Origin of the sequence: Actinomadura rubrobrunea NBRC 15275 (assembly GCF_001552235.1) — a bacterium.
Lineage (GTDB): Bacteria > Actinomycetota > Actinomycetes > Streptosporangiales > Streptosporangiaceae > Spirillospora > Spirillospora viridilutea.
This window is the reverse complement of sequence record NZ_BCQU01000105.1, coordinates 1-22,966: the sequence shown is the minus strand read 5'-3', so window position 1 is coordinate 22,966 and position 22,966 is coordinate 1. Positions and strand designations below refer to the sequence as shown.

General features: G+C 73.5%; 19 protein-coding genes and 2 tRNA genes. 4 read left to right on the top strand and 17 right to left on the bottom strand.

Annotated features, from left to right (window positions below; translation table 11 throughout):
- Positions 1–428: 428 nt before the first annotated feature.
- Both AR3_RS24965 and AR3_RS24960 read right to left on the bottom strand, forming a co-directional pair.
- A complete protein-coding gene (locus AR3_RS24965; RefSeq protein WP_146150304.1) occupies positions 429–3,668 on the bottom strand; it encodes an AfsR/SARP family transcriptional regulator in 3,240 nt (1,079 codons plus the stop codon).
- A 204-nt stretch (positions 3,669–3,872) separates the two neighbouring features.
- A complete protein-coding gene (locus AR3_RS24960; RefSeq protein WP_067917421.1) occupies positions 3,873–4,274 on the bottom strand; it encodes a DUF5709 domain-containing protein in 402 nt (133 codons plus the stop codon).
- A 312-nt stretch (positions 4,275–4,586) separates the two neighbouring features.
- Here AR3_RS24960 and AR3_RS24955 point away from each other — a divergent pair, with 312 nt between their 5' ends.
- Positions 4,587–5,699: a baeRF2 domain-containing protein gene (locus tag AR3_RS24955; protein ID WP_067917419.1), complete on the top strand. Its 1,113-nt coding sequence runs from the start codon at positions 4,587–4,589 to the stop codon at positions 5,697–5,699.
- A 94-nt stretch (positions 5,700–5,793) separates the two neighbouring features.
- Here AR3_RS24955 and AR3_RS24950 read toward each other — a convergent pair whose 3' ends face one another.
- Entirely contained in the window at positions 5,794–7,986 is a 2,193-nt protein-coding gene (locus AR3_RS24950; RefSeq protein ID WP_067917417.1) for an MMPL family transporter, read from the bottom strand.
- 246 nt (positions 7,987–8,232) lie between these two features.
- A complete protein-coding gene (locus AR3_RS24945) occupies positions 8,233–8,475 on the bottom strand; it encodes a helix-turn-helix domain-containing protein (RefSeq protein ID WP_227023213.1) in 243 nt (80 codons plus the stop codon).
- Between the two features lie 475 nt (positions 8,476–8,950).
- Between AR3_RS24945 and AR3_RS24940 the strand changes: the two genes are divergently transcribed.
- Positions 8,951–9,550, top strand: coding sequence for a dihydrofolate reductase family protein (locus AR3_RS24940; protein ID WP_067917414.1), 600 nt, complete (start codon positions 8,951–8,953; stop codon positions 9,548–9,550).
- A 92-nt stretch (positions 9,551–9,642) separates the two neighbouring features.
- On the opposite strand, the gene AR3_RS24935 is transcribed toward AR3_RS24940, so the two are convergent.
- Positions 9,643–10,473, bottom strand: coding sequence for a helix-turn-helix transcriptional regulator (locus AR3_RS24935; RefSeq protein WP_217998749.1), 831 nt, complete (start codon positions 10,471–10,473; stop codon positions 9,643–9,645).
- Positions 10,474–10,577: 104 nt separating this feature from the next.
- Here AR3_RS24935 and AR3_RS24930 point away from each other — a divergent pair, with 104 nt between their 5' ends.
- Positions 10,578–12,065 (top strand): MFS transporter, encoded by a 1,488-nt coding sequence (locus tag AR3_RS24930; protein ID WP_067917408.1) that lies wholly within the window; start codon positions 10,578–10,580, stop codon positions 12,063–12,065.
- 182 nt (positions 12,066–12,247) lie between these two features.
- Here AR3_RS24930 and AR3_RS24925 read toward each other — a convergent pair.
- The 6 genes from AR3_RS24925 to AR3_RS24900 form a co-directional block, all read right to left on the bottom strand.
- Positions 12,248–12,320, bottom strand: a tRNA-Ala gene (locus AR3_RS24925).
- Positions 12,321–12,842: 522 nt separating this feature from the next.
- Positions 12,843–12,915 (bottom strand) — tRNA-Ala (locus AR3_RS24920).
- A gap of 87 nt (positions 12,916–13,002) precedes the next feature.
- Positions 13,003–13,659 (bottom strand): histidine phosphatase family protein, encoded by a 657-nt coding sequence (locus AR3_RS24915; protein WP_067917407.1) that lies wholly within the window; start codon positions 13,657–13,659, stop codon positions 13,003–13,005.
- Positions 13,652–14,065, bottom strand: coding sequence for a ribosome silencing factor (rsfS, locus tag AR3_RS24910; protein ID WP_067917405.1), 414 nt, complete (start codon positions 14,063–14,065; stop codon positions 13,652–13,654). The genes AR3_RS24915 and rsfS overlap by 8 nt, the downstream gene beginning before the upstream one ends.
- A gap of 227 nt (positions 14,066–14,292) precedes the next feature.
- Positions 14,293–14,895 carry a nicotinate-nucleotide adenylyltransferase gene (nadD, locus tag AR3_RS24905; RefSeq protein WP_067917403.1) on the bottom strand — a complete coding sequence of 201 codons (603 nt, stop codon included), beginning with the start codon at positions 14,893–14,895 and terminating at the stop codon, positions 14,293–14,295.
- 56 nt (positions 14,896–14,951) lie between these two features.
- The gene (locus tag AR3_RS24900; protein WP_067917402.1) at positions 14,952–16,262 is read right to left on the bottom strand and encodes a phenylacetate--CoA ligase family protein; all 1,311 of its coding nucleotides are present in this window, start codon (positions 16,260–16,262) and stop codon (positions 14,952–14,954) included.
- 276 nt (positions 16,263–16,538) lie between these two features.
- Here AR3_RS24900 and AR3_RS24895 point away from each other — a divergent pair, with 276 nt between their 5' ends.
- Positions 16,539–17,567, top strand: coding sequence for a M48 family metallopeptidase (locus AR3_RS24895; RefSeq protein WP_083951926.1), 1,029 nt, complete (start codon positions 16,539–16,541; stop codon positions 17,565–17,567).
- A 223-nt stretch (positions 17,568–17,790) separates the two neighbouring features.
- On the opposite strand, the gene AR3_RS24890 is transcribed toward AR3_RS24895, so the two are convergent.
- From AR3_RS24890 to AR3_RS31280, 6 genes are all read right to left on the bottom strand, one after another.
- A complete protein-coding gene (locus AR3_RS24890; RefSeq protein WP_067917398.1) occupies positions 17,791–19,092 on the bottom strand; it encodes a glutamate-5-semialdehyde dehydrogenase in 1,302 nt (433 codons plus the stop codon).
- Positions 19,093–19,111: 19 nt separating this feature from the next.
- Positions 19,112–20,263: a glutamate 5-kinase gene (gene proB / locus AR3_RS24885; RefSeq protein ID WP_067917425.1), complete on the bottom strand. Its 1,152-nt coding sequence runs from the start codon at positions 20,261–20,263 to the stop codon at positions 19,112–19,114.
- Positions 20,264–20,345: 82 nt separating this feature from the next.
- Positions 20,346–21,746 (bottom strand): GTPase ObgE, encoded by a 1,401-nt coding sequence (gene obgE, locus AR3_RS24880; protein ID WP_067917395.1) that lies wholly within the window; start codon positions 21,744–21,746, stop codon positions 20,346–20,348.
- Positions 21,747–21,857: 111 nt separating this feature from the next.
- Entirely contained in the window at positions 21,858–22,115 is a 258-nt protein-coding gene (rpmA, locus tag AR3_RS24875; protein ID WP_067917393.1) for a 50S ribosomal protein L27, read from the bottom strand.
- 11 nt (positions 22,116–22,126) lie between these two features.
- Entirely contained in the window at positions 22,127–22,441 is a 315-nt protein-coding gene (gene rplU / locus AR3_RS24870) for a 50S ribosomal protein L21 (RefSeq protein ID WP_067917391.1), read from the bottom strand.
- Between the two features lie 343 nt (positions 22,442–22,784).
- Positions 22,785–22,966: hypothetical protein (locus tag AR3_RS31280; protein WP_217998748.1), on the bottom strand; the 182-nt coding region annotated here is incomplete at its 5' end.

Below are 22,966 nucleotides of genomic sequence, written 5' to 3'. Positions count from 1 at the left end.
GATTAGGCAGTCGCGGAACTCCCGTCAAATCAAGGGCTCCAGCGTCTTCGCCTCCTCCCCAGAACCGCCTGGTCACAGCCGGGTTCGCTGCCTTCGGTCCGGCTCGCGGCGAGTCCCGCGTCAGCGGGATGTCAGCGCGGTCGCCCGCGGTGTCAGCGGCGCGTCAGCGGGCGCCCCGAGCCTGGAGCCGTGCATGACAGCCGAACGGAAGGCGGGACATGACATACGTGATACGCGCCGAGCGGCTTTCAGGAGCCTCGAACCGGGATGCTGGAGCTTGTGCGGCCGTGCCGCCGCGGCGGCCGGCCCGACTGGGCGGCGCCGTTGGACGGGGCGGGATTTCGCCGTATCCCGCTCGGCGGGGTTCCCCACTTGACCTCGGAGCCCGGCGCGTCCTGCGGACCCGCGGTCTTCCGCGGGCGAAGGGTTCAGGAGGCGGGGGTCAGGGTGAGGGCGGCCTCACGGGTGACGGAGCGCCCCTTCTCGTATGCCACCGAGTACTCGGTCTCCCCGAGGGCGGCGGTGGCGGCGGTCTCGGTGCGGCGGACGTCGAAGCTCGTCCGGTCGTGGTAGCCGTGGAGCGTGCGGGCCGTGCCGAGCAGTTCGGCGGCCCTGCGGTGGTCGCCGCGCGCGGAGGCGAGCGCGGCCAGGCCCTCGACGAGGGTCGCGAGCGCCTGGTTGCTCAGCCAGACCGCGTTGCGCGCCACCTCCATGGCCCGGGCATGCCACTGTTCCGCGGCGGCCAGGTCGCCCTCCTGTGCTGCCAGGCAGCCGAGTTTGCTGAACGTGAGGGCGGTCGGCTGCACGTAGTCCGCGCGGCCCATGCGCGGCTCCACCATGGCGAGGGCCTCGTCCAGCAGGGCGCGCGCGTCCGCCAGATCCCCGGTGCGGCGGCTCAGCTCGCACAGCGCCAGGTAGCCGATCGTCGCGTCGGCGTGCTGCCCGATCCGTATCTGGCTCTGGACGCCCTCCCGGATCTCCCGGCGGCCGCGTTCCACTTCGCCGAGCTCCGCGTGGATGCGGCCCAGGTGCGTGAGCAGCGTGGCGCCCAGTTCGGGGTTCACTCCCAGGGACGAGTAGCCGAGCGCCTCCTCGACGAAGCGCAGGGCGGTCTCGGCCTCGCCGCGAGCGAGGGCGACCTCGGTGAGTCCGCCGAGCCCGATCAGCATGCCCATGCGGTCGCCGATGGCGCGGAAGCCCTCGTATCCGGCGCTCATGTCGGCGAACGCGGCGTCGATCTCTCCGGCGTGCAGGCCCAACTCGCCGCGCAGGGCGAGCCCCATCGACCGGCCCCACGGGTCGGGATGGCGTTCGACGCCGCCCAGCAGCCGCCGGGCGTCCTCCTGCCGTCCCGAGACGAGCCCCAGCAGCGGCTCGGCCAGGTGCAGGACCGGGTGCCTCGGATTGGGCGGCACGAGGCGGAGGGCGTCTTTCAGCGTGTCGCGCATGTCCTCCTGGGTGGGGAACCCCTGCTCGTCCTGGATCTTGCCCACCAGGGAGGCGAGGAGGAAGCAGATGGCGTACTGCTCCTCCAGGCCCGGTGGCGCGGTGGGGCCCGCCAGATCCCGGACGGCGATGGCCCAGACGCCGCCCTCCATCTCCAGGTCGCGCATGAACCAGAACCAGGTCAGCGCGGCCACGAGCCGCAGCCCGGTGCGGACGTCGCGGGTGCGGACGACGTGGCGGAGCGCGGCGACGCAGTTGTCGTGTTCGGCGGCCAGGCGGTCGCCCCAGAGCAGCTGGTCGCGGCCGCGCAGCTCCGGTTCGGCGCGTTCGGCGAGTTCCAGGTAGTAGGCGGCGTGCGCGTCGCGGACGCGGTCGCCTTCGCCCGCTTCGGCGAGGCGTTCGTCCGCGTACACGCGCACGGTCTCCAGCAGCCGGTAGCGGACCTCGGTGGCGCCTTCCGCCATCACCAGGGACTTCTCGACCAGCGAGGCGATCACGTCGAGCACGTCGTCGGCGTCCGGGCCGCCCGCCCCGGCGGGGGACGCGCACACGCGCACGGCGGCCTCCGGGGCGGCGCCGCCCGCGAACACCGACAGGCGGCGCAGGACGGCGCGTTCGGCCTCGTCCAGCAGGTCCCAGCTCCAGTCGACCACCGCGCGCAGGGTGCGGTGCCGGGGCATCGCCGCGCGGCTGCCCGCGGTCAGCAGCCGGAAGCGGTCGCCGAGGCGGTCGGCGACCTGCGCGGGGGTCAGGGCGCGCATGCGGGCGGCGGCCAGCTCGATCGCCAGCGGGATGCCGTCGAGGGCGCGGCAGATGGCGACGACGGGGCCGACGGTCTCGTCGTCGACGGTGAAGCCGGGGCGGACGGCCGCCGCCCGGTCGGCGAGCAGGCGGACGGAGGCGTGCCGCACGGCCTCCCGCGGGTCGGCGTCGGGCGGCGGCAGGGGCAGGGACGGCACCGGGCACAGCGACTCGCCGGTGATGCCGAGCGGTTCGCGGCTGGTGGCGAGGATCCGCACGTTCGGGGCGGCGGCGAGCAGCCGGTCGGCCAGTTCCGCCGCGGCCTCGACGAGGTGCTCGCAGTTGTCGAGGACGAGCAGGGCGTCCCAGGACGCGAGGGCGTCGACGAGCCGGTCCAGGGAGCGGGCCGGGGACCGCGTCTCGGTGCTGGAGCGGACCGGTTCGACCAGGTCGAGGGCGGCCAGCACGGCGGGGCACACGTCGCCGGCGGCGCTCACCGACGCCAGCGGGACGAACCACACGCCGTCGGGGGTGACGTCGACCAGCGGGGCGGCGGCCTCGCAGGCCAGCCGGGTCTTGCCCGCGCCGCCGGGGCCGGTCAGGGTGACCAGGCGCGACTCCCGCAGCAGCTTGGCGACCTGCCGCGACTCCTCCTCGCGTCCGACGAAGCTGGTGAGCTGGGCCGGCAGGTTCGTACGGCGCCGGCTCGGCGTCTCGGTCGCCGACGGCGCCGCGAAGGCGTGCTCGACGGCCGCCGCGGGAGCGCCGGCCGTCGCCGCCGCGGGACGGTCCCGGGCGGGGCGGGCGAGGGCCGGGTCGCGGCGCAGGATGGCCAGGTGCAGCTCCGCCAGCTCCGGCGACGGGTCGACGCCGAGGCGGTCGGCGAGGGTCCGGCGGGTCTCCTCGTACACGGTGAGGGCTTCGGCCTGCCGTCCGGTCGCGTACAGCACGCGCATCAGCTGCCCGCGCAGCCGTTCGCGCAGCGGGTGCGCGACGGTGAGCGCCTCCAGCTCCGGGACGAGGTCGGCGGGGTCGCCGACCGCCAGGTCGGCCTCGATGCGGTCCTCGATCGCGGTCAGGCGCAGGCCCTCCAGCCGGGTGATGGCTGCGGCGGCGAACTCGGCGTCGGCGACGTCGGCGAGCGCTGGGCCCCGCCACAGTTTCAGGGCGGTGCGCAGCTGTTCGGCGCGGCGGGCCGGGTCTGTGCAGGCGCGCGCGGCGGCGGTGAGCCGTTCGAAGGCGACCGCGTCGACGTCGCCCGGGTCGATAGCGAGCCGGTATCCGGGCGGTCCGTGTTCGACGAGGCCGCGTCCGGCGGCGGCGCGCAGCCGGGACACGAGTGCGTGCAGCGCGCCCGCGCCTCCGGTGGGAGGGGCGCCGTCCCAGATGTCGTCGAGGAGTCGTTCGACCGGCACCCAACGGCCCGGGTCCACGGCCAGGCGGATCAGCAGGGTGCGCAATCGGGGGCCGTTCAACGGCACGGGTCGTCCCGAGCCCCCGTCTCGCACGTCGAGCGGGCCAAGGATGCCGATGCGCAGGCGGTCCCCCTTCCAGTCGCCATTGTCTCCTGTGGGGACCGGTGCCGGAACCGTGCCGATCGTCCGGCTACTTGGGACGGCGACCGGGTGGGCGGCCCCGTCTCGGGCCGTCGTTCTGCGGGTGTCCGGGCTATGCGGGTGTCCGGGCTATTCGTCTTCGATGCGCATGGCGCGTTCCTCGGCGCTGTAGCCGCCGCCGTCGGGGCCCACGTCGTAGGCGACGGCCTCGTCCTCGGTGTCGGGGCGGACGCCCTCGTCTTCCTCGACGATGCGGCCGGCGGGCCGGTACGGCTCGTCCGGCGGCGCCTCGGCGATGTCGGGTTCTTCGCGCGCCAGCCGCATGTCGAGGGATTCGCCCTGGCGCATCTCCTCCTCGGTCATCCCGAACTCGTCGAGGGCCATGGGCCGGTCGCCGGGGACGGCGGCCTCCTGCGGGTCCTCGGCCCACCGCTGCCCGGGGGTGCCGTCCTGCAGGTCGGGGATGCCCTCGTCCTCGGGACTGGAGGTGTATCGCCGCTCCGGGTCGCCGCCCGCGATGTCCTCGGTCATGGCGTCCCCTTTCGCCGGTGGAGTCGTCTCCTCGATCTCCCCTCCGTTACCCGCCGTTTGCCGCATGATTCGCCTTCGATGCTCGGGTCAGGGCGTCAGGTGCGCGTTCGCCCCAGGCGGGCGGGATCGACGCGAACGCTCCCGCGAGACGATCGCCTGCCCTGGCTGCTCTGCGCGGCACGAGGGGGTGGACGGCTCGGCCGGTGCCGCCGCCGCGGCCGGTCCGCGGGCCGGGCGGCCCGGCCCAGGCGCATTGCCCCGCGATGGTGTGCATTTGACGTTTGACGTGGACGTCACGGGTACAGCCGCCGCATGGATCTCACTTTCCTCAAACCGCTGTATCGCCGGTCGGGCCCGTACGTCTCCGTGTACGTGGACCTGACCCGCACCACCGAGGACGTGTCCAAGGCCGCCGAGCTGCGGTGGCGGGCGCTGCGCGCGCACCTGGAGGAGCAGGGGGCGCCCCGCGACACGCTGCGGGCCGTCGAGGAGACCGTGCTGGACGACCTGCACGCGCGCCGCTCCGCCGGAATGGCGATCTTCGCGGCGGACGGCGAGGTCGCGCTCGCCGAGCGGCTGCCCGGTCCCCCGGCCGTCTCGCTGGCCCGGATGGCGCCGCTGCCGCACGTGCTGCCCTGCCTGGCGGCGCGCGGCGAGCGGCTGCCGTACGTGCGGGTGCTGGTCGACCGCCGCGGCGGGGAGATCTGCTGCGTGACCGCGGACGGGCGGCGGCGCGTCATCGAGGTCGAGGGCGACGAGGAGTACCCGATCCGCAAGACCAAGGCCGGCGACTGGAACCAGTCGCGGTTCCAGCGCGCGGCCGCGATGGCGTGGAAGGCCAACGCCAAGAAGGTGGGCCGCGAGGTCGACCACGCGGCCGAGCGGTGCGGCGCCGAGGCCGTCGTGATCGCCGGGGACGTCCAGGCGCGCGGCGCGGTGCTGGAGGAGATCTCCGAGAGGCTGCGGGGCCGGACCGTCGAGGCCGACCGCGGCTCCCGCGCCGACGGGGCCGACGGCGCGGCGCTGGACGCCGAGATCCGCCGCATCCTCGACCTCAAGCGCACCGAGCGGGTCGGCGCGGTCGCGGAGAGGTTCGAACGCGAGCTGGCCCACGGGCAGCGCGCGGTCGCGGGCCTGCCCGCCACCGTGCAGGCGCTGCGCCGCGGCCAGGTCGAATGCCTGCTGCTGGACGACGACCCGTTCTCCCCGGCCCGGCTGTGGGTGGGGCCCCGGCCCGGCGACCTGGCCCTGACCGCCGACGAGCTGCGCGAGAGCGGCGTCGACGACCCCGTGCAGGACCGCGCCGACGCGGCGTTGATCCGCGCCGCCGCGTGCGCCGACGGGGAGCTGTTCATCGTGCCGCCGGACGAGCCGTACGCGGGGCTCGGCGTGGGCGCGGTCCTGCGCTACACGATCGCCGCCTGAGCCGTCCGACGCGGTCCCGCCGCACGGTCCCGTACGCACACGGCAGCGGGCCGGGAGGACGCCCGGCCGCCGCGGCGGGCGTCCTCCCGGGCGGTCAGGCGGGGCCGGCGGGCTGCGGCTCCCGGTGGTCGGGCGCGTCGGCGGGCCGTTCGCCGAGCAGCCGCCGCAGCTTCTCCCCCTCGACGTCGACGTCCGGCAGGATCCGGTCCAGCCAGGACGGCAGCCACCAGGCGGCGCGGCCGAGCAGGGCCATCACCGCGGGCACGATCACCATCCGGACGACGAAGGCGTCGAAGGCCACCCCGGCCGCCAGCGCGAACCCCATCATCTTGATCATGGGTTCGTCCGCCGTGACGAACCCGGCGAACACGGCGATCATGATGACGGCGGCCGCGGCGACCACCCGGGCGCCGTACCGGAACCCGGTGACCACCGCGTCCCCGGGCGCGGCGCCGTGCACGTGCTCCTCGCGCATCCGGGTCACCAGGAACACCTGGTAGTCCATGGCCAGCCCGAACACCACCCCGATCAGGAAGATCGGCATGATGCTGATGATCGGGCCGGTCTGGTCGACGCCGAGCGGCTCGGCGAGCCAGCCCCACTGGAACACCGCGACCACGGCGCCGAACGTCGCGGCCACCGACAGCAGGAAGCCGAGGGCGGCCTTCAGCGGCACCACGATCGACCGGAACACCAGCGTCAGCAGGACGAACGCCAGTCCGACGACCACCGCGAGGTAGGGCGCCAGCGCCGCCGACAGCTTGGCCGACACGTCGATGTTCATGGCGGTCGTCCCGGTGACCAGCGCCTCGGCGCCGCCGACGGCCGGCAGGTCGCGGATGCGCTGGACGAGGTCCTCGGTGGCCTTGTCGCCGGGTCCGCTCTTCGGCACGACCGTCATCACGGCCGTGTCCCCGGCGCGGTCGGCGGCCGCGGGCGTCACGACGGCCACGCCGCCCAGGCCCTGGATGCGTTCGGTGAACCGCTGCGCGGCCGCCGCGGCGTTCGGCCCGTCCACCACCACCATGAGCGGCCCGTTGAACCCGGGCCCGAAGCCCTGGCTGAGCAGGTCGTAGGCCTTGCGCTGGGTGGTGTGCGACGGCTTGCTCTCGTCGCCGGGCAGGCCGAGCCGCAGGTCCAGCGCCGGCGCGGCCACCGCGCCCATGCCGACGACGGCGAGCAGCAGCACCGGCAGCGGGCGGCGCACGACGAACCGGGCCCACCGCTCCCCCATCGGCGCCCGGGCGCCGCCGTGGCCGCCGCGCAGCCCGGGGATGCGGCCGCCGAGCACGCGGTCCCCGGCGAAGCCGAGCAGCGCGGGCAGCAGGCTGAGCGCGATGAGCACGGCCACGGCGACGGCGAACCCGGCGGCGACGCCCATCTCGGTGAGGATGGGGATGTCGACCACGGCCAGGCCGGCCAGCGCGATGACGACGGTCAGCCCGGCGAACACCACCGCCGAGCCGGCGGTGCCCACCGCGCGGCCCGCGGCCTCCTCGCCGTCGCGGCCCGCCCGCAGCTCGTGCCGGTAGCGGGAGACGATGAACAGCGCGTAGTCGATCGCCACGGCGAGGCCGAGCATCAGCGCCAGCGTCGGGGTGGTGGAGCTCATGTCCACCAGGCCGGTCGCGGCAGTGATGCCGGCCATGGCGATGCCCACGCCGAGGACCGCGTTGAGCAGCGGCAGCCCGGCCGCGATCAGCGACCCGAACGTGATCAGAAGCACCACGGCGGCGACGGCCAGACCGATGACCTCGCCGGCGCTCTGCGCGGGAAGGCCCTCGGTTGCGGGGCCGCCCATCTCGACGGTCAGCCCCGCGGCGCGTCCCGGCTCGGCGGCCTTGTCGAGCGCGTCGCGGGCCTCATCGGTCACGTCGATCGGGGTCACCCGGTAGGTGACCTGGGCGTAGGCGATCCTGCCGTCCGGGGAGACGGCCCCGGCCTGGAACGGGTCGGCCACGTTCGCCACCTGCGGGGCGGTCCTCAGCCTGCCGACCACCTGCTCGACGGCGGCCCGGTTCGCCCCGGAGGTGAGCGTGCCGCCCTCGGGGGCGGCGAACACCAGGCGCGCGGTCGCCGCCTCCGCCCGCACCTGCGGCATCCGCTTGCGCAGGACGTCGATCGTCCGCTGCGACTCGGTGCCGGGCATGGAGAAGTCGCTCGCGGTCGGTCCGCTCAGCGTGGCGGCGGCGACGGCGGACAGCGCCAGCAGCCCCGCCCAGAGCAGGGCGACGAGCCTCCGCCTCCTGTACGAGAGGCGGGCGAGCCGATACAGGAACGTGGCCATGCGAAACCCCATCGATGACGAATCGGTCGCGATCACCGCCGCGACGGGCGGCGGACTCGCCTGACGACGGGCTGGGCTCGTCAGACGCGAGGAGGGTGGGAAGCCGTGGACGGGTCCGGCGGTCGGCCTGACGGCGGACCGAGGCCGCAGGGGCGAGGGTCGGGGTCGGACCGGGGTCTCGGTGCGGGGGTCAGGAGGGCGCGAGTGCGGCGCCGGGCCGGGCGAATGCCGCATCGAACAGCGCACTCATGTCGGCACGCACAGCAACGCGCCGGTCTCCTGCGCGGCCGGGGACGGCACGTCCAGGGCCGCCTGGCGCAACGAATGCCGGACCGGCTCGTCGGGCGGCCGGGCCCGCACCCCGTCGATCAGCGCGCGCACACCGTCGTGGAAGGTCCGCGGCGAGACGCCCGCCTCGTCGGCGATCGCCTCCACCGTGCCGCGGTCCATGCCCCGCGCCGGCACCAGCCGCACCGCCGCGCGGCTCAACGCGTCCCAGGTCGCGGCCGTTCTTCCGCTCGCGCAGGCCCACCTCCACGGACATGCCCTCACCGTACGACGAAGTTGCATAAGGTGTAAAAGGTCAGACAGTGCCAGTTTGCGTGATGTGCATCACCTCGTCCGCGGCGCCCCGCCGACACCGTGATCGCCGCTGTACGCGCCGCAGGGGTCCGTCGCGCGACGCGATGGTGCGACGTACAGCCGTTTGCGCAGCTGGAGGCGCAGATTCCTGGTCGTCCCTTGGTCTCCGCCGGCCAGTGGCGTGCTCACTAGCGACTCCACCCGTGCCGACCTCGGCTGCGAGGACGCCGCGTCCGTCCTCGCGGGCATGCGGAGGGACGTCGCGGCCGTGCTTGCCGTCCGCCCTGTCCACATTTCTCTTCAGGTCATGTAGAGGACGGCCGATCCGCTCCGACTCCTCCGTGAACGGCGCGAGACGCGCGCCCCGGAAGGAGGACGCGAGATGCAGAAGGTCACCTGCGACATGGCGATGTCGATCGACGGATACGTGGCGGGACTGCACCAGAGCCTGGACGCCCCGTTCGGCGAAGGCGTCGGCCAGCGCCTGCACCGCTGGATGTTCGACGAGCCGGAGGCGCACCGGGAGGTGCTGGACGCCATCAACTCCGCGGGCGCCTACATCATGGGCCGCAACATGTTCGGCCCCGGCCGCGGCGACTGGGACCTGAACTGGACCGGCTGGTGGGGCGAGGAGCCGCCCTACCACGCGCCGGTGTTCGTCCTGACGCACTACCCGCGCGAGCCGCTGGCCATGAAGGGCGGCACGACGTTCACGTTCGTCACGGAGGGGATCGAGGCGGCCATGGCGCTGGCCCGCGAGGCGGCCGGAGACCGCCACGTGGCCGTCGCGGGCGGCGCGCAGACGGTGAACCAGTACCTGGCGGCCGGGCTGATCGACGAGCTGCGCCTCCACGTCGCCCCGGTGATCCTGGGACGGGGCGAGCGTCTGTTCGAGGGCGTCGGCGACACGGATCTCGAACCGGTCGGCGCCCCGTCCGGCACCGGCCTCGTCACGCACCTCACCTACCGGGTGGTCCGGTAGGACGCCCGGGTCACGTCAGCTCGGCCTCCCCGACGCCGCCCTCGGTCCGCCTGTCGTCGGACCGAGGGCGGCTCTTGGACGGGCCGTCGTCGTCATAGAAGGGCGAGGGCGTCTCGGGAGCGGGCGTCGCGCGGTGTGTAGATCTCGAGACGGTGATCGGGGCTGTCGGGTTGGAGCCAGACCTGGTAGTCGACGTCCACCCGGCCGATGGTGGGGTGTTGGAGGTGCATGGGGCCGCTCGTGCAGTCCGCGACCTCTCCAGTGGCCCACAGTTCCGCGAATTCCGCGCTGTGCATGGTGAGCTCGCCGATGAGTTCGGCGAGTTTGGCGTCGTGCGGGTACCGACCGGAGGTCAAACGCAGGTAGCCGATGTGGATGCGGGCGAGCTCCTCCCAGTTGCGGTAGAGGTCGCGGTGGAGCGGGTCGAGGAAGAACATCCGGGGGACGGACGGGCGCGTCGCGGGGTCCTCGGGAGCGCTGTGGTCGAGGTGTTCGGCCATGAGCTGGTGGCCGGTGCGGTTCCAGGCCAGGATGTCGCCGCGTCGGCCGAGCACGATCGCGGGGACGGCGTCGTCGAGGGACGCCAGCAGCGCCGACACGCGCGGCGCGAGGACTTCCGGCGCGGGGGTCTCCAGCCGGGGCGGCGCCGATCCGCGGGCGAGGTTGTGCAGGTGGGCGGTCTCGGCGTCGTCCAGTCGCAGGACGCGGGCGAGGGCGTCGAGCACCTGCCGTGACACGGTGCCCGCCTGATCCTGCTCCAGCCGTGTGTAGTAGCCGACGCTCACGCCGGCGAGATGCGCCAGCTCCTCACGCCGCAGACCGGGGACGCGACGCTGGGTGCCGTAGCTGCGCAGGCCCAGGTCTTCGGGAGTGATGCGGCCTCGGCGCGTCTTGAGGAACACTCCCAGCGTCTCCGTCCGCATGCCGGTCATCGTAGGCACCGGTGAGACGACGTTCCTGCCCCTGCCGGGTGTACCCATGGCAGGGGTCTGGCCGCGTCCGGCGGCGGTCTCGAGCATCGGTGGCCATGAACGTCGACTCTCGCGTCCCGACCTCGACGGCCGCTCCGGCACGGGCCGGCAGGCGCGCCTGGATCGGACTGCTGGTGGTGCTCGGGCCGGTGCTGCTGGTGTCGATGGACGGCTCGATCCTGTTCCTGACGATGCCCACCATCACCCGCGCGCTGGCTCCCACCGCCGACCAGGCGCTGTGGATCCTCGACATCTACGGCTTCGCCGTGGGGTCCCTGCTCATCGCGTTCGGCAATCTCGGCGACCGGTTCGGACGCCTGCGGCTGCTGATGATCGGCGCGGCGGTGTTCGGCCTCGGATCGGCCGGAGCCGCGTTCTCGCCCGCACCGGAGTGGCTGATCGGGTCCCGGGCGCTCATGGGACTCGGAGGCGCCACCCTCCTGCCCTCGGGGCTCGCGGTGCTCAGCGAGCTGTTCGAGGACCCGCGCCGACGCTCCCGAGCGATCGGGATCTTCGCCGCCACCTTCGCCGCCGGTTTCGCGATCGGCCCGATCATCGGCGGCGCGCTCCTCGACCGCTTCGCCTGGGGCGCGGTGTTCCTGATCAACTTGCCGGTGGTGGCCGTGTTCCTGTGCGCCGCGCCGTTCGCCTTGCGCGAGGTCAAAGCCACCCGCCCCGGCACAGTGGACCCGCTCAGCATCGTCTTGTCCGCCGGGGGCCTCTTGGCCGCCGTCTACGCGGTCAAGCACGCCGCCGCCTACGGCCCCTCCGTCGGCGTCGCCGTCGTCGGCATCGCGGGCCTCCTCCTGCTGATCTGGTTCACGGCTCGGCAGAGGAAGCTCGCCTACCCGCTCGTCGACATCGGCCTGTTCCGCGAGAAGGTGTTCACCGTCGCCATCATCACCGGCGTGCTGTCCCTGTTCGCCTGGTCGGCCGCGGCCTACCTGACCGGCGTCTACCTGCAGTCCGTGCTCGGGTTCTCCGTGCTGACGGCCGCGTTGCTCGCCCTGCCGGGCGCGGCGGTGCTGACCGCGGTCTGCGTCCTCACTCCGGGAGCGGCCGAACGCCTCGGCAAACGCACCGCGCTGGTCGTCTGCCACTTCACCATGGCGGCCGGACTGGCGCTGTTGCTGCTGACCGCGACCACCGGCGGAGTCGGCTGGTTCATCGCCTCCACCGCCGTCGCGGGCATCGGCTACGGCATCTCGTTCGCGCTCGTGGCCGACACCGCCGTGGCCGCCGTGCCGCCGGAACGGGCCGGCGCCGCCGGCGCGATCGCCGAGACCTCCAACGAGATCGGCAACGCCCTGGGGATCGCTCTGCTCGGCTCCACGGCGGCCCTGGTCTTCCGGCTCCTCGGCCCCGATCTGGCCCCGACGCTCGGGGAGACCCTCGACCTCGACGCCACGGCTCCGGCGATCGAACAGGCCAAGGAGGCGTTCCTGAGCGGCCTCCACATCGCCATGGCCATCGCCGCCGTGCTCTGCGCCGGACTCGGCATCCTCGCCCTGCGCTGGATACCGAAGAACGAAGCCGTTCGCTGACGCTCGGCCTGGGGTGTCCCGGGACTTTGGCGCCGGCTCCGTGGTTCCGAGCGATGGCGTCGGCACCACGGAGCCGGCGCCACCACGGCCGTCAGGAAGACGAGCAGCCCGTCGCCGAGGCGCGGGCGGACACGAAAAAGCCCCGCCATCAGACGGGGCGATTCGCCGAATTCCGAATTACGTGGAGCTATGGGGATTCGAACCCCAGACCTCCTCCATGCCATGGAGGCGCGCTACCAACTGCGCCATAGCCCCGGATTCCGGTTCGACCGGTCGATGACCATCTTAGAGCACCTGCGACACCACTCGCGCCATCCGCACGCCGCCGGTCCGCGGAGAGCTCGTCCGCCCGCGTTCATGACCGTTCAATCGGCAGGCCGCTTCTCGCCCGCACAACCGCCGGTTCGCCAACAGCAGCCGCCCGTCTCGGTCCACCACCGCCGCGTGGCCATCCGCGCCGGCCACCGGACCTTCGGACGATCACCCACTGCCCCGGCCTTCGTCTCCGGCATCCGTTCGCGGTGATTGCGGGCACCCGTACGGCACGACGACGCTGACCATCGGCTGCCCGCTCGGGACGGCCGGCCAGGGATGCGGCTGCGCTCGGTCGACAAGGTGCGGCGAATCGGGACGATCGCCGAAACAGATCACCGAGACGCGGTTGCGGCCACGGTGGGCGGCCGCGCACGCGGCCGCGGCCGGCGCTGTGGGAGTCGTTCCCGGATGAACAACGAAGGAGGGTCGTGCCCTCGCGGACACGACCCTCCTGCTCGCGCGTGGAGCTATGGGGATTCGAACCCCAGACCTCCTCCATGCCATGGAGGCGCGCTACCAACTGCGCCATAGCCCCGCCACTGCGTGGACTTTCATCCCGCAGCGCTCCGCCAGTGTATAGGACGCCGGCGGCGGACTCGAATCGATTACCGGCGACGGCGGTTCAGGCGCCGTTGTCGGTGCGGTCGTCGCTCAGCACCGGCTCGGGCAGGGTGCCCGCGTTGTGCTCGGCCAGGCGCCAGCCGCCCTTGCGCATCTCGGTGAGGACGGACCAGCAGCAGTTGGACAGGCCGCCGAGCCGGTCCCAGACGTCCTCGGGCAGCCCGAGGAACTGGGCCATGCCCAGGCGGATCGCCGCGCCGTGGGAGGCGACGACGAGCACCCCGTCGGGAGCCAGGTCGTCCAGGGCGCGGTCGATGGCGGCGCAGACGCGCTTGGCCACCTGGACGCTGGTCTCGCCGCCTGGGGGCTGCCAGGCCGCGCGCTCGGCCGGGTAGCGTTCGCGGATCTCCTGGGCGGTCAGGCCCTCCCAGGCCCCGCCGTGGCGTTCGACCAGGTCGTCGTCGTACCGCACGGGCAGGCCCGTGACGGCGGCGAGGGCGTCGGCGGTGCGGGCGGCCCGCTGGAGCGGGGACGACACGATCGCCGTCGGGCGCAGCGCCGCGAGCAGCCGGGCGGCGCGTTCGGCCTGGCGGACGCCGGTCTCGTCCAGCGGGATGTCGGTCCTGCCCTGGAACCGGCGTTCGACGTTCCACGTGGTCTGGCCGTGGCGCCACAGGACGACGGTGCGTTTTCCGGGCTCTCTGCGGCGCTCAGTCACGCTGGCTCCCCACGGGCCTGGCGCGCTGGGCCGAGTGGGCGTTGACGCTCTCGGGCAGCTCGATGACGGGGCAGTCCTTCCACAGCCGCTCGAGGCGGTAGTAGGTGCGCTCCTCCTCGTGCTGGATGTGCACGATGACGTCGATGTAGTCGAGCAGGATCCAGCGGCCCTCGCGTTCGCCCTCGCGGCGGACGGGCTTGGCGTCGGCGTCCTCGCGCAGGCGCTTTTCGACCTCGTCGACGATGGCGCGGACCTGCCGGTCGTTGGGCGCCGAGCACAGCACGAAGGCGTCGGTGATCACCAGCTGCTCGCTGACGTCGTAGGCAAGGATGTCGTCGGCCAGCTTGTCGCTCGCCGCCTCGGCGGCGAGCCGGACCAGCTGCACGGCCCTGTCGGATGCGGTCACGATGCGCTCGCGATCCTCCCTGTCGGGGACGGTTTCCCTGCACCACCCTCTCACGGGCTGCGGGAACGGCCCCGTTCGTCGTCGTGTCCCGGTGCGGCCAGGTGCTCCGCACCGGGCGGTTCCTTTCCAGGGTATGGCCCGTGCCGCGTCGCGCGGAAACCAATATCAAGTGAAGTCGGGGCAGGTCAGACCGACTTCCGGAATGGGAACCCCCGGAAAGCTTCCGTTCATGCCGCCTGATCGTGGTACAGGGCGCGCTTGTTGATGTACTGGACGATCCCGTCGGGCACCAGGTACCAGATCGGCTCGCCCGCCCGGACCCGGTCCCGGCACTCGGTGGAGGAGATCGCCAGGGCGGGCACCTCCATGAGGCTGACGCGTCCGTTCGGCAGCCCCGGGTCGGCCAGCTTGTGGCCGGGGCGGGTGCAGCCGATGAAGTGCGCCAGCTCGAACAGCTCCTCGGCGTTGTGCCAGGTGAGCATCTTCGCCAGGGCGTCGGCGCCGGTGATGAAGAACAGCTCGGTGTCGGGGCCGTGCAGGCGGCGCATGTCGCGCAGGGTGTCGACGGTGTAGGTGGGGCCGGGCCGGTCGATGTCGATCCGACTGACCGAGAACCGGGGGTTGGACGCGGTGGCGATCACCGTCATGAGGTAGCGGTCCTCGGCGGGGGAGATCCGCCGGCCCTCCTTGTGGGCCGACCGGCCGGTGGGCACGAACACCACCTCGTCCAGCGAGAACACGTGGGCCACTTCGCTGGCGGCCACCAGGTGGCCGTGGTGGATGGGGTCGAACGTGCCGCCCATGATCCCCAGTCGCCGCTTTTGCGTCATAGCGACGAGAATAGCCAGCGGGGCGGCCGAGGACCCACCGGGGGCGATCGGCGTGTTCAGCCGGCCGCCACCGGACGGTCCAGTCCCGGGATCGGGGGTTCGCCGGACTCCCACGACACCACCCGCACCGCCTTGCCGACCTCCACGCGCGGCACGGTGCCCGCGGGCAGGGCGCGCACCTCGGCGGTCACGCCGATCTCGGCGCGCAGCCGCCGGGCCAGCTCGGCCGGCGCCTCGCCGCCGCCGTCCAGCGGCTCGCACGCCACGATCAGCCGCACCTGGGGCCCGCGGCGGTCGACGACGAGCTGGTAGTGCGGGCCGACCAGGCCGGACCCGAGCAGGACCCGCTCCACCTCGCTGGGGAAGACGTTGACGCCGCGGATCACCAGCATGTCGTCGACCCGCCCCATGACCTTGCTCATCCGCACCAGCGTCCGGCCGCAGTCGCAGTCGCCGTGGGTGAGGGACGCCACGTCGCCGGTGCGGTAGCGCAGCAGCGGAAGGGCCTGCTTGGTGGGGGTGGTGAACACCAGTTCGCCGGGCCGCCCCTCGGGGCAGGGCTCGCCGGTCTCCGGATCGATCGTCTCGACGATGAAGTGGTCCTCGTTGACGTGCAGTCCGTTCTGCTCCAGGCACTCGGTGGCCACGCCCGGCCCGATGACCTCCGACAGCCCGTAGATGTCCACGGCCTTGAGCGGCAGGACGTTCTCGATGGCGGCGCGCATCTCCTCCGACCACGGCTCGGCGCCGAACACCCCGGCGCGCAGCGACGACACGTCCACGCCCGCCTCGGCCGCCGCCTCGCCCAGCCGCAGCGCGTACGCCGGGGTGCAGGTCAGGATGTCGGGACGCAGATCGGCGATCATGCGGACCTGCCGTTCGGTCATTCCGCCCGACATCGGCACCACGGTGGCGCCGAGCGCGACCGCGCCCTGGTGGATGCCGAGGCCGCCGGTGAACAGCCCGTACCCGTAGGCGTTGTGGACGAGGCTGCCCGGACCGGCGCCGGCGCACGCCAGCGACCGGGCGCACATCGCCGCCCACAGCTCCAGGTCGGCGCGCGTGTACGCGACGAGCGTGGGCCGGCCGCGCGTCCCGCTGGACCCGTGCACGGCCGCGATCTGGTCCCTGGGCACCGCCAGCATGCCGAACGGGTAGGCGTCCCAGAGATCCTGCTTGGTGGTGAACGGCAGCCGCGGCAGGTCGGCGAGCGTGACGTCGGCGCCGCGCTCGACGCCCGCCTCGCGCAGCCGCTCCCCCTGGACGCCCCCGGCCGCCAGCAGCCGGTCGATCAGGCCCCACAGGCGGTGCCGCTGCAGCGCGGCCCGCTCGTCCCTGGACATGGCCTCGGCCTTCGGATCGAACATCGCGCCTCCTCGCGCCCCGCCGTCCGGTGCCCCGAATTCCAGCCCCAAGACCGCCGCCGCGCAAGACCCCGTCGCCGTCGCGCTCCCGCCTTGATCCCGCACGCCAGGCCGTACGCAGGACGCGGCGGCCGAGTTCGCGTCCGGCCGAGTCCGGCCGGTGACGTCGAGGCCGCGGCTACCAGGGGGAACAGGCGGGCCGGAGGAGGACGGGCCCGCCGCGCCGGCCTCCGCGGGAACCCGAGGGCCCCGCGAAGCGTCGGACATACCATGCCGGATATGACGACGAACACACCGGACCGAGCGCGCACACGCCTCCCCGGGATCAGCTCCCGTGCCTACGAACACCCGGCCGACCGTTCGGCGCTCGTGGCGCTGCGCTCGCTGACCGGGTTCGACGTCGTCCTGCGGCGGCTGTCGGGGCTGTTCAACGAGCGGGCCATCCGCCTGGCGTTCCTCGGCGGCGCGGTGCGGGCGAGCGAGAACCAGTTCCGCAACCTGCACGACATGGTGCGCGACGCCGCCTACATCCTGGACCTGCCGGAGGTCCCCGAGATCTACGTCCAGCAGTCGCCGCAGCCCAACGCCATGGCGATCGGGTCCGACCACCCGTTCATCGTGGTCAACACCGGCCTGCTGGACCTGCACGACGACGAGGAGCTGCGGTTCATCGTCGCGCACGAGGTCGGGCACATCCTGTCCGGCCACGCCGTCTACCAGACGATGATGATGATCCTCACCCGGCTGGGCGCCCGGCTGGCGTGGCTGCCGCTGGGCAACATCGGCATCGCGGCGATCATCATGGGGCTGCAGGAGTGGTTCCGCAAGGCCGAGCTGTCGGCCGACCGGGCCGGACTGCTCGGCGGGCAGGACCTGGACGCCGCCAAGCGCACGATGATGAAGATGGCCGGCGGCACCCGGCTGTCGGAGATGAACACCGAGGCGTTCCTCGCGCAGGCCCGCGAGTACGACGCCGCCGGGGACGTGCGCGACGGGTTCCTGAAGTTCCTCAACCTGCTGAACCTCACCCACCCGTACCCCGTCGTCCGGTTCGCCGAGATCGACCGGTGGGCGAAGAGCGGCGAGTACGAGCGGATCCTGGCCGGGGACTACCCGCGCCGCGAGGACGACGCCAACGCCTCGTTCTCCGAGGAGATCCGCAACGCGGCCAACGCCTACCGCGAGTCGTGGTCGCAGACCGCCGACCCGTTCATCGGCAAGGTCCGCGACATCGCCGAGGGCGCCGCGTCCGCCGCGAGCGGCCTGCTGGACCGCGTCACCCGCCGCGGCAACGGCAACACGGACTGAAAGCCCGCCGAGCTCCTCGGCGCGGCCCGCGCCTCACGCTCGCGGGGCGTCGACTGCGCCGTCCCGGATCGCGTCGACGGCGGGAATGGCCGCCACCGCCATGCCCTGGGCGTGCCCGGTGGCTCGATGTACCGCGGACGCGCCGCGGCCCAAGTCTCCAAGGGGAGACCCCGGCTGCGGCGCGTCCGCGCGGCTTGCGTGCTCGGACGGGCGCGCCGGGCGGTCAGGAGGCGGGCGGGGTCTGGCCCTTGAGGTGCCCCTCGCCCGTCACCACGTACTTGGTGGACGTGAGCTCCGGCAGGCCCATGGGGCCGCGGGCGTGCAGCTTCTGGGTGGAGATGCCGATCTCGGCGCCGAACCCGAACTCCTCGCCGTCGGTGAAGCGGGTGGAGGCGTTGACCATGACCGCGGCCGAGTCCACCGCGGCCACGAACCGGCGGGCCTCGCGCTGGGACGAGGTGACGATCGCCTCGGTGTGCCCGGAGCCGTACGTGCGGATGTGCGCGACCGCCTCGTCCAGGGAGTCCACGACGCGGGCGGCGATGTCCAGGGACAGGTACTCGGCGTACCAGTCGTCCTCGGTGGCCGGCACGACGCCGTCGTGGCCGTGCTGACGCGCGCAGGCGAGGACGCGCTCGTCGCCGTGCACGGTGACGCCCTTGGCGCGCAGCGCGTCCAGCACGCGCGGCAGGAACGCCTCGGCAATGCCCGCGTGCACCAGCAGCGTCTCGGCGGCGTTGCACACCGACGGGCGCTGGGTCTTGGCGTTGACGGCGATGTCCACGGCCATGTCCAGGTCCGCCCAGGCGTCCACGTACACGGCGCAGTTGCCGACCCCCGTCTCGATCACCGGGACGGTCGACTCCTCCACCACCGAGTTGATCAGGGACGCGCCGCCGCGCGGGATGAGCACGTCCACCAGGCCGCGGGCCCGCATCAGATGCTTGGCCGAGTCGCGGCTCGTGCCGGGGACGAGCTGGACCGCCTCCTGCGGCACCGCCGTGCCCGCCAGCGCGTCCTGCATCACCCGCACCAGCATCGTGTTGGAGTCGATCGCCGACGACGAGCCGCGCAGCAGCACCGCGTTGCCGCTCTTCAGGCACAGCGCGGCGGCGTCCACGGTGACGTTGGGACGGCCCTCGTAGATGATGCCGACCACGCCGAGCGGCACCCGGATCTGCCGCAGCTCCAGGCCGTTGGGCAGGACGCTGCCGCGCACCGTCTCGCCGACCGGGTCGGGCAGCGCGGCCACCTTGCGGACCGCCTCGGCGATCGCCGCGATCCGCTCGGCCGACAGGCTGAGCCGGTCGATCATGTGCTCGGCGACGCCCGCCTCCCGGGCCCGCGCCACGTCGCCCGCGTTGGCCTTGACGATCTCGGGTGCGGCGGCCGTCAGCCCGTCGGCGATCGCGTGCAGGGCCGCGTCCTTGGCCGCGCGCGGCAGCGGCGCCAGCGTCGCCGTGGCGTCCTTGGCCAGCCGCGCCACGCGCAGGAACTCCTCGCGCTCCCGGTCCCGCTCACCCATCACCGGCTCCTTGTCGTCGCTACGTGTTCGGTTCGAGGTCCAGAACCACGAGATCGTCGCGGTGGATGATCTCGCGTTGGTACTCGGGTCCCAGCTCGCGGGCCAGCCACCGGGTGGAGCGGCCCATCAGGTCGGGGATCTCCGCCGCGTCGTAGTTCACCAGACCGCGCGCCACGACGCGGCCGTCCGCGCCGCACAGGTCCACCGGGTCGCCCGCGGCGAAGTCGCCCTCCACCCCGGTCACCCCGGCGGGCAGCAGCGACTTGCGGCGCCGCACCACCGCCTCGACCGCGCCCGGGTCGAGGATGAGGCGGCCCTGCCCGGTGGTGGCGTGCGCCAGCCACAGGTGCCGGGTCGACATGCGGCTCTCCCGGGACGGGTGGAAGTACGTGCCGACGGGCGCCCCGGCCAGGGCCTGCGCGGCGGACGCGGCGTTGGTCAGCACCACCGGCACGCCCGCGATCCGCGCCGCCTCGATCTTGGTGACCATGCCGCCGGTGCCGACCTTGCGGGTCTGGTTGGGGCCGCCGATGCGGATGCCCTCCAGGTCGGCGGGCTCGCGGACCTGCTCGATGCGGCGGGCGCCGGGGCGGCGCGGGTCGTCGGTGTAGAGGGCGTCCACGTCGGACAGCAGCAGCAGGGCGTCGGCGCGGGTCAGGTGCGCCACCAGCGCGGCCAGCCGGTCGTTGTCGCCGAAGCGGATCTCGTCGGTGGCCACGGTGTCGTTCTCGTTGACGATCGGCACGATGCCCAGGGCGAGCAGCTGGTCCAGGGTGCGCTGGGCGTTGCGGTGGTGGGCCCGGCGGATCATGTCGTTGGAGGTCAGCAGCACCTGCCCGACCGTCAGGCCGTACCGGGCGAACGACGAGGTGTAGCGGGCGATCAGCAGGCCCTGCCCCACGCTGGCCGCCGCCTGCTGCAGCGCCAGGTCGGTCGGGCGGCGCGCCAGGCGCAGCGGCCCGAGGCCCGCGGCGATCGCGCCGGACGACACGAACACGATCTCCTTGCCCGCGGCGCGCCGCGCGGCCAGCACGTCGACCAGCGCGTCCACCCGGTCGGCGTCGATGGTGCCGAGCGGGGTGGTCAGCGAGGACGACCCGGCCTTCACCACGATCCGCCGCGCCGCGGCGAACGCCTCGCGCGCCCGCGCGAGCTCCTCGCCGGCCGTCATCACGGCGCTGCGCTCGCTGCTCATGCTCTCCCTCGCCGATGGATGGTCTGTGGTTCAACGCCGCCAGGGGCGGCCGCCGGGGTCAGCGGCCGTCGAGGCGGCTGTCGGTGCCGCGCGGGCCGTGGGCGCCGGCGTCGCCGCCCGCGGGCACCTCCGGCTCCCAGTCGAAGACGACCGAGTCGTCCGGCGTGCCGATCAGCACGGTGGCGCCCGCGGACGCGCCCGCCTCGGCCAGCGCCTCCTCCACGCCCAGCCGGGCCAGCCGGTCGGCCAGGTAGCCGACGGCCTCGTCGTTGGTGAAGTCGGTCTGGCGCAGCCACCGCACCGGCTTCTCCCCGGTGATCAGGTAGGTGTTGTCGCCCAGGTCCTTGACCTCGAACTCCGTGCCGCCGACGGGGCGGGGCCGGATGACCAGGCGGGTCGGCTCGGCCGGGGGCAGCGCCGCGCGGTAGGACTTCACCATCTCCGCCAGCGCGAACGTCAGCTCGCGCAGCCCCTCGTGGCTGGCGGCCGACACCTCGAACACCTTCAGGCCGCGCTTTTCGAACTCCGGGCGGACCAGCTCGGCCAGGTCGCGGGCGTCCGGGACGTCGATCTTGTTGAGGACGACCAGGCGGGGCCGGTCCGACAGCGGCCGGTCGCCCAGGTCGCGGTCGTAGGCGGCGAGCTCCCGCTCGATCACCTCGAAGTCGGTGACCGGGTCGCGTCCCGGTTCGAGCGTGGCGCAGTCGAGCACGTGCGCCAGGGTGGAGCAGCGCTCGATGTGCCGCAGGAACTCGTGGCCGAGGCCGCGGCCCTCGCTGGCGCCCTCGATCAGCCCGGGCACGTCCGCGACGGTGAAGGTGGTGTCGCCCGCCTCCACCACGCCCAGGTTGGGCACCAGGGTGGTGAACGGATAGTCGGCGATCTTCGGGCGGGCCGCGGACATCGCCGCGATCAGCGACGACTTGCCGGCGCTGGGGAACCCGACCAGCGCGACGTCCGCGACGCTCTTGAGCTCCAGGACGACCTCGCGGTCCTCGCCGGGCTCGCCGAGCAGCGCGAAGCCGGGCGCCTTGCGCTTGGGCGAGGCCAGCGCCGCGTTGCCGAGCCCGCCGTGCCCGCCCCGCGCGACGACGAACCGGGTGCCCTCCCCCACCAGGTCGGCCAGCACGTTGCCGTCGAGGTCCTTGACGACCGTCCCGTCCGGCACGCGGAGCACGACGTCGTCGCCGTTGGCGCCCGTCTTGTGCCCGCCCTGCCCGGGCCGCCCGTTGGGCGCCTTGCGGTAGGGGCGGCGGTGGTACTCCAGCAGGCTCGCGGTCCCGGTGTCCACCTCCAGCACGACGTCGCCGCCGCGGCCGCCGTTGCCGCCGTCGGGGCCGCCGAGCGGCTTGAACTTCTCCCGGTGGATCGAGGCGCAGCCGTGCCCGCCATGGCCGGCGACGACGTGCAGCACCACGCGGTCCACGAACTGCGCGCCCTGCTGGGTCGCTGCGGCCACGGTCTCCTCCTGCGGCTGGACGGTCGGAAGCTGTGGGGGATTCTGCCGGGACGAAAGGAAGGGGCGGACCGGTTTCGGTCCGCCCCTTCGCCAACGTCGCTGTGCGGCGGACTACTCCGCCGACGGGACCACGCTCACCGCGTTGCGGCCGCGGTAGCGCCGGAACTGCACCGTGCCCGCGACCAGCGCGAACAGCGTGTCGTCACCGCCGCGCCCGACGCCGGGCCCCGGGTGGAAGTGAGTGCCGCGCTGCCGGACCAGGATCTCGCCGGCGTTCACCACCTGGCCGCCGAAGCGCTTGACACCCAGGCGCTTGGAGTTGGAGTCCCGACCGTTGCGGCTGGACGACGCGCCCTTCTTGTGTGCCATGTGACCGCTCCTTACTTCCCGGCCTTGATACCGGTGATCTTGACCTGGGTGTACGGCTGCCGGTGGCCCATGCGCCGCTTGTACCCGGTCTTGCTCCGGTAGTGCATGATGTTGATCTTGGGGCCCTTGACCGCGCCGAGAATCTCGCCGGTCACCTCGTACTTGGCAAGGTCGGCCTTGGAGCTGACGACCTTGTCGCCGTCGACGACCAGAACGGCCGGGAACGTGACCGTCGACCCGACCTCCCCGGCCAGCTTGTCGACGGTGAGCACGTCATCGACGGCCACCTTCTCCTGCCTGCCGCCTGCGCGGACAATCGCGTACACCGCGGAAACCCTTCGTTAGCGCGCGCTTCCGGAATTAACCGGTCCCACACGTGGTCTTCCACCAGCCCTCGGATGAGGGCCTACCCCCGGCCGGGGCCGGAGGCGGCACACCGGGTCCTCCTCCCGGTGCTCTGTGCTCGAACCCGCCGTACGGGCGGGGGACGCACGTCCCGGACGCTGGCGGCCCGGGGTGCGAAGCCGAACGACGCGCACACGCGCGCCGAAGTCCAAGGGTACCGGATGCCCGGACCGGAGCGCGAACCGTGCGCGTTCCTCCGGGCATCCGGCGTCCCGTGGCCTGCCGGGCGGGGGTCGGCGTCGGCCGTTCGCCGTCGGTGCGCCGTCAGTCGGCCTCGGGCGTCGCGGCGTCGCCCGCGCCGACCTCGGCCTTGGCCCTGCGGCGGGTGCGGCGGCGACGGCCGTTCGCCAGGGCCGGGGCCTCCTCGGCGCCGCCGCCCGCGACCTCGGGCCCCTCGATGGGCCGGGCGTCCGCGCCGCCGGCGACGGGCTCGGCCGGCTCGGGGG

Coding starts and splice junctions, on each gene's coding strand:
- AR3_RS24960 (WP_067917421.1), bottom strand. CDS start 4,274: ATGACCGAGGACATCGCGGGCGGCGACCCGGAGCGGCGATACACCTCC.
- AR3_RS24955 (WP_067917419.1), top strand. CDS start 4,587: ATGGATCTCACTTTCCTCAAACCGCTGTATCGCCGGTCGGGCCCGTAC.
- AR3_RS24950 (WP_067917417.1), bottom strand. CDS start 7,986: ATGGCCACGTTCCTGTATCGGCTCGCCCGCCTCTCGTACAGGAGGCGG.
- AR3_RS24940 (WP_067917414.1), top strand. CDS start 8,951: ATGCAGAAGGTCACCTGCGACATGGCGATGTCGATCGACGGATACGTG.
- AR3_RS24935 (WP_217998749.1), bottom strand. CDS start 10,473: ATGCGGACGGAGACGCTGGGAGTGTTCCTCAAGACGCGCCGAGGCCGC.
- AR3_RS24930 (WP_067917408.1), top strand. CDS start 10,578: ATGAACGTCGACTCTCGCGTCCCGACCTCGACGGCCGCTCCGGCACGG.
- nadD (WP_067917403.1), bottom strand. CDS start 14,895: ATGACGCAAAAGCGGCGACTGGGGATCATGGGCGGCACGTTCGACCCC.
- AR3_RS24900 (WP_067917402.1), bottom strand. CDS start 16,262: ATGTTCGATCCGAAGGCCGAGGCCATGTCCAGGGACGAGCGGGCCGCG.
- AR3_RS24895 (WP_083951926.1), top strand. CDS start 16,539: ATGACGACGAACACACCGGACCGAGCGCGCACACGCCTCCCCGGGATC.
- AR3_RS24890 (WP_067917398.1), bottom strand. CDS start 19,092: ATGGGTGAGCGGGACCGGGAGCGCGAGGAGTTCCTGCGCGTGGCGCGG.
- proB (WP_067917425.1), bottom strand. CDS start 20,263: ATGACGGCCGGCGAGGAGCTCGCGCGGGCGCGCGAGGCGTTCGCCGCG.
- rpmA (WP_067917393.1), bottom strand. CDS start 22,115: ATGGCACACAAGAAGGGCGCGTCGTCCAGCCGCAACGGTCGGGACTCC.